The sequence below is a fragment of the Lentimicrobiaceae bacterium genome (assembly GCA_028697555.1).
GTDB lineage: Bacteria > Bacteroidota > Bacteroidia > Bacteroidales > UBA4417 > UBA4417.
Window position 1 is genome coordinate 22531 of the sequence record JAQVEX010000034.1, and the last position, 6000, is coordinate 28530.

Genomic DNA, 6000 nt, shown 5'->3' on the forward strand with positions numbered 1-6000 from the left:
TTTTTTTGCAAAGATACATTTTTTAGTTTTCATACATAAATAATCCATTTAGATAAATGTTTATTTTTGTAAAATATGAAATCAGAAACGAACATAAAATACCTTTTTTATATATCGGTAGCTTTGATTGTTGTACCGCTTTTTTTTATCGGTTTGCAGTCGGGACACGATTGGGGCGATGATTTTGCCTTGTACATTAAACAAGCGCTAAGTATTGCATCCGGCGAAAGCCTTTATAACACTAATTATGTGTTTAACGAAAAATATTTCATTGGACCTAAATTTTATCCTGTTGGTTTTCCAATACTATTATCGCCTATAGTTTACTTTTTTGGTAATAATATTAATGTTTTACTTGGGTTTATTTCGCTGCTGTATTGTGCTATGGCTTTATTAGTGGCAGTGTACTACAAAAAACATTTTTCAAATTATACAACATTAATATTGTTAGTTGTCTTGCTGTACAATATTTCAATGCTTCAGATAAAGCAGCAAGTTTTGACCGAAATTCCATTTGCTATATTGATACTTACCTTACTGTTGCACTTCAACAAAAAGAGTAAAACACGAACAATCGACGTTGTTGTCAGGGTATTACTGATTTCGTTTTTGTTTTTAATCAGAAGTTTGGGAATTGTATTAGTTGGGTCATTGTTGGTATATTACGGTGTTTTGTGGCTTAAAAAACAAATTAAAGTCAAAGATTTGATTGTTTGCGTAGCGTTTTACGCTGTAATTCCGATTCTTGTTTACTTTATCGTACACAGATTTGTTTTTTCCATACACGACAGCAATATCAGTCAGTATTCTACTTACTTTTTCACAAATAATATTTTTGAAACTATTTCGCATAACTTGCACAAATATTTGCTCGTGTTTTTCGATAGCTTTACAGCAAATTCCGGAGCTTTTAAAGGTATTGCCTTAGCAATATCATCTGCATTGTTTGTGTTTGCTTTTATTGGTTTTGTTAGAACTGTTATATCGAAAATACGCATAGATGAAATATTTTTCATCGCCTATTTTGCTTCAATATTGTTGTATCACGATGCCGATTCGGCGTTTCGTTTTATGTTTCCCATATACTTTTTAATTGTATTTTATGCTGTAGTAGGCTTTAAACATCTAATATCGAGCAAGGTAAGTAATAGAAAAGCAATTGTCCCTTTAAAAACCTCGATATTAATTTTATTTATTTTAATATATATTCCGGGCGTTAAGGATTTGTGTTCTCAGTACGGAACTGTGCCATATGGAACGCAAAGTGAAACAGCAACCGAGTTTTACGATTATGCTAACAACAATATAGATAAAAATTCGCTCATTAGTTTTGCCAAGCCAAGGGCTATGGCTCTGTATTCCGAACCCAAATATATTGTGGAACCGAGAGAAAAATCGGGGATTGAAATCTTTAATTATTATTACAACAACTCAGTCGATTATGTTTTGGTCAATGAAAATCTAAGTAATCCGTATATAAGTAAGTGGATTCAGGCTATGGGAAATCGATGTAGTTTGGTGTGGAAAAACGATGAATTTTACCTATATAAAATCATTACTGTGCGATAAACATGAATTGGCTCTTAGCTTTTGGCTATTGGCTGTTGGCTGTTGGCTGTTGGCTCTTGGCAATGAGCAATGTGCAATGAGCAATGTGCAATTATTAATTGTTAATTGATAATTGCTAATAGCCAACGGCTAATGGCTAAAGGCTATATAAATACACTTTACTGAGTAGCAGATAAAATTTTATACGACTTAACTTCTCCAAAATTCGGAATATGAATTTTGTAATAGTCGTGAATTGCTTCAAACAAACGCTTTTTGTCGTCACTGTTTAGTTTTTCTGTCAAAGCCTGATTATTTGATGCCGAGTAAAACAATTGGTACAATAATTTCGATAAATGTGTGTCGGTGTAGTGCATGTGGTTAGGCTTTTGCGTGCTAAATCTGCCATCTAAGAGATTAAAGTATGTGTTTTCCGAATAAGAGTTGATAAGTGGAAAACAGCCCAAATATTGGGTCAGTTTTGCTGCAAAAAACAGGGGATAGTTGCCAATAACGGCATCTTTATTATCTAAAAATAAAATTTGTGTTTTTATGAACTCAAATAAGTCTTTATCTTCCAAATTAGGTTGCAAAGTCTTCGATAGCAGTTCGCACATGTAAACAGAAACACCTATTTTATTGATATTGGTGGCAATTTCATTACAATATTGCAACTGATTTATATCTCTTATGTAAAGAAGTCCGTCCGATTGTTTATGATACGCAATAATACTGACCAAGTTTAACGGAGCAAACAAGTTTCTTTTAAATTTCGATTTTTGCTTTCTTACGCCTTTGGCGATATAGGATTTTAGTCCAAATTCGGAAGTAAATATTTTGCAAATAATACTAGTTTCGGAATAATCGAAATAGTTGATAACAATTCCATCAGAAGAAACTAACATAATATTTACCTATCTGATTATCAAAACCTTGCCTGCTTTTCTGTGAGCTAGCGAATGGCTGTTTACGTAAATGTAGTAAACGCCGGAATTAACCTTTCTGCCTCTAACATCTGTACCGTACCAAAGAGCTTGTCCGCCATTGTTTTCGGTTTCCCAAACAAGATTATCGTTAGCGTCTGTAATTTTGATATGAGATGAACCCACTAAATTATTAATCATAATGGGACCGTTGTAGTTTGGTCTTACTGGATTTGGATATATGTACAGCGAATCTAAATGAGATAACGGTTCTACCTTATAATCTTGATATGAAATAATGCCAAGAGCTGTTGCAAAAAACACTTCTCCGGTATTCGAAATTTTTATATCCATAATTTGATTTGATATAAGTGGAGAGTTTTCGGCAGTGAAATGCAAAATTTCTTCCGTCCCGTCTTCCGACATCAAAAATGCTCCGGAATTATTAGTGCCAAACCATTTTTCGTTGTTTCCGTTGACCGCAATTGCCGATACAATTTCAGTTTCTAACAAGTTATATATGGCTCCGTCGCGTTCAACTTTTATATTTTGAGCATCATAATTACCACCTATAAAAACCGACCCCGGAGAGTATATAACATAAACACCCTCGTCGGTTCCCAACCAAAGTTGCCCCGTTTTGTCAATTTCAATGCAATTGATATGAGCACTTGGCAAAGCTCCGTTTCCAACAGCGTTAGTAAGTCTTTTGCCTCTATCGTCCGATTTGTTTTCAAGAGTGTTGTTATCGCTAAAAACAAGCAAATTATTATCTCTCATTTGTATCCACTTGTTGCCTGCGTGATCAATAGCAATGCCAGCTATTTCGTATCCCGAGCCGGCTTCGCCCAAATTATACGAAATCCATTGTCCGTTAGGCTTTCTAGCCGAAAGCAAATTACCTGCTCCGGAATTTGTAACCCACAAATTATTATTATCGTCGAATTTTAAACCTCCGATTCTAATATAATTTGAACCCGACATAAACTGCAAGGTGCTGTTGTTATTATTGTGTATATCAATAAGTTGTCCGTCTTTAAATTCAAACAAACCATATCCCCAAGAACCGGCATAAATATGATTTTTATCCGAAGGATTAATAGCAACAGAAACAAAATCGCGAATGGAATCTAATTGCGGAAAATCTTTTTTAGAGTACGAGCTCCACTTTCTGTCGGTGTATTGAAACAATTCTGCCTGATTCCAAATATTTCCGAAAGAACCGTCTTTACCGCCTGCAACAACGCATAAGCTACCGTTTCTATAATCAATAGCCACCGATTTTGGTGAATTAGGTCCGTTAAAAATAAATTTTTCGGCTTCGTTGTTTTCTCTAATTTTTCTCAAACCTGTATTGTCGTCAGCTACCCAAATATTGCCGTCGCTGTCTATTATAGCATCATTTGGAGCAATAATTCCAGGATTGTAATTTCTTATTGTTTCCAATATTTGACCGGAACTCGAGTATATATTAATTCTGGAATAACTTGAAACAACAAACTTATTATTGCAGACTTTGAAAGATCTTTTAGGTTCTAAATTGCTGAAATCCAAAACTTTCCACGAATTATTTTGTTTGATAAAAATTGTATCGTCAGCCCATTGCGGTTTGACAATATTTGCAATAATGCTATTGTCGATTATAGCAACAAAATTGTATTCTGCGTTGGGTTCATTAAGACTTAAATCAGCTTTCCAATTGTTGAAATATGCCAAGTTGGAACTTGCATCTGCAGTGAGTAAACCCGCTTCGGTGGCAGCATAAAACTTATTTTCAATATCCGAAAAATCTATATCGTAAACATTAATTTGCGAACCTTCGGAACCGATATAATAGGTATCTCTAATTTCTTCACGTTCAATGTCGAGAACTACAATACCAAATCCGCAAGCCAAATACGCATTTTTGTCTTTTATGAAAATAGAATTTATTGTCTTGTTGCCTAAAATGCTTTTTCTGTAAATGTCCGATATATTGATAATTCTATCATTTTTTATTATATCGATGTTGGTGTTGCTATATGCAACTACGACACTGTTTAGCTGTTTGCAAAGAGCTATATCGCTTATGTTAATATCCGAAAGTCCGCCAGCCATAACTTTGTTTAGTCGCCTTATGGAATTGTCGTTATTGTCGTATATCATTATGCTGTACGGAGTTGCAGCGTATATTTGAGCATCTTTTTGCAAAACAGATTTCACGCTGTTGTACGGGAAATGGTCGCGCCATAAGCCATAGTCAACAGTTTGAGAATTAATTTGAAATGAAAATGCTGATATTAAAAAAAACGCCATTATGGCATGTTTCTTCTGTTTGAGTGTGCGTAGTATTTGCGTGTACATAAAATAATATTTGTAGAAGTTTACTAGCTTTATGCGTTAAAATCATTAATTAGATAACTCTGTAAATCGAATAATATTATATTCCGATGTCAAATTTTCAAAACAATTTTACGCTAAGCATAGTTTTACAAAGGTAATTATTTTCTTCAATTAGATTAACCGTTTTTTTGAGCAGTTTGTTTTCAATCATTGCCTTTAGCCTTTAGCCTTTAGCCCTTAGCCCTTAGCTTTTAGTCCTAAGCTAACAGCTAACGGCTAATAGCCAAAAGCCAATAGCAAAAGCAACTTCGCAATAAAAGATATTTATCGAGCAACAATAATTTTTAATATATCATTAATTTGTTTTGCAAAACAATTGGAATATTTACCTTTGCAGTACGTATAAAAAGTAAAGATTTTTCAATGGCAATAATATATAATTCAAGAGAAGTAACCGTAGGTAATTGCATAATTGGTGGCAATAATCCGATTGTAATACAGTCGATGACAAATACCAACACCAACGATATTGATGCAACAGTCAATCAGTGCGAAAGTTTATTCAATTCGGGATGTGAAATTGTACGCATTACAACACAAGGTTTGCGTGAAGTAAAATCTTTTTCGGAGATAAAGAAAGTACTTAGAAGTAAAGGCTTTAATCAACCTTTAGTAGCCGATGTTCATTTTAGTTCAAAAGTTGCTGAAGCTGCCGCTTATGTTGCCGATAAGGTCAGAATAAACCCTGGCAATTACGCAGGTAAAGCATCAAGCAAGCTACAATACACTGATAAAGAGTACAATTTGGAATTGGAAATGATTTCCGATAAAATTTTGCCGTTGATAAAGGTGTGCGAACAAAACGGGACTGCTATCAGAGTCGGAGTTAATCATGGCTCATTGAGCAGACGAATTTTAGAAAGATACGGAAACACTTCGACAGGTATGGTGCAGAGTGCAAGCGAATTTGCTAATATGTTTTATCAATACGGATTTCATAATTTGATTTTTTCGCTCAAAGCAAGTAATGTAAACATTATGATTGAGGCATACGAAAAGTTGGTCGAAGCTTTTGATAAAAAGTCGTTTAATTATCCTTTGCATTTGGGTGTAACCGAAGCAGGCGACGGAGTTGATGCTATTGTGAAATCATCGGTTGGAATAGGGTATTTGTTAGATAAAAATATTGGCGATACTATCAGAGTAT

Annotated in this window: 4 protein-coding genes; 2 read left to right on the forward strand and 2 right to left on the reverse strand. The window is 34.4% G+C overall.

Annotated features, from left to right (window positions below):
* Nucleotides 1-75: 75 nt before the first annotated feature.
* Nucleotides 76-1569, forward strand: coding sequence for a hypothetical protein (locus PHP31_06660; GenBank protein MDD3738958.1), 1494 nt, complete (start codon nt 76-78; stop codon nt 1567-1569).
* Between the two features lie 158 nt (nt 1570-1727).
* Here the strand turns inward: PHP31_06660 and recO are convergent, their stop codons facing one another.
* Both recO and PHP31_06670 read right to left on the reverse strand, forming a co-directional pair.
* Complete coding sequence (gene recO, locus PHP31_06665) at nt 1728-2453, reverse strand: DNA repair protein RecO (GenBank protein ID MDD3738959.1); 726 nt, start codon at nt 2451-2453, stop codon at nt 1728-1730.
* Between the two features lie 9 nt (nt 2454-2462).
* Nucleotides 2463-4814 carry a two-component regulator propeller domain-containing protein gene (locus tag PHP31_06670; GenBank protein ID MDD3738960.1) on the reverse strand — a complete coding sequence of 784 codons (2352 nt, stop codon included), beginning with the start codon at nt 4812-4814 and terminating at the stop codon, nt 2463-2465.
* A 402-nt stretch (nt 4815-5216) separates the two neighbouring features.
* Between PHP31_06670 and ispG the strand changes: the two genes are divergently transcribed.
* Nucleotides 5217-6000 (forward strand): (E)-4-hydroxy-3-methylbut-2-enyl-diphosphate synthase (gene ispG, locus PHP31_06675; protein ID MDD3738961.1); only part of this gene is annotated, 784 nt, incomplete at its 3' end.

What these genes read in the sequence shown, in the direction of transcription:
- PHP31_06660 (MDD3738958.1), top strand. Translation starts at nt 76, where the DNA reads ATGAAATCAGAAACGAACATAAAATACCTTTTTTATATATCGGTAGCT.
- recO (MDD3738959.1), bottom strand. Translation starts at nt 2,453, where the DNA reads ATGTTAGTTTCTTCTGATGGAATTGTTATCAACTATTTCGATTATTCC.
- PHP31_06670 (MDD3738960.1), bottom strand. Translation starts at nt 4,814, where the DNA reads ATGTACACGCAAATACTACGCACACTCAAACAGAAGAAACATGCCATA.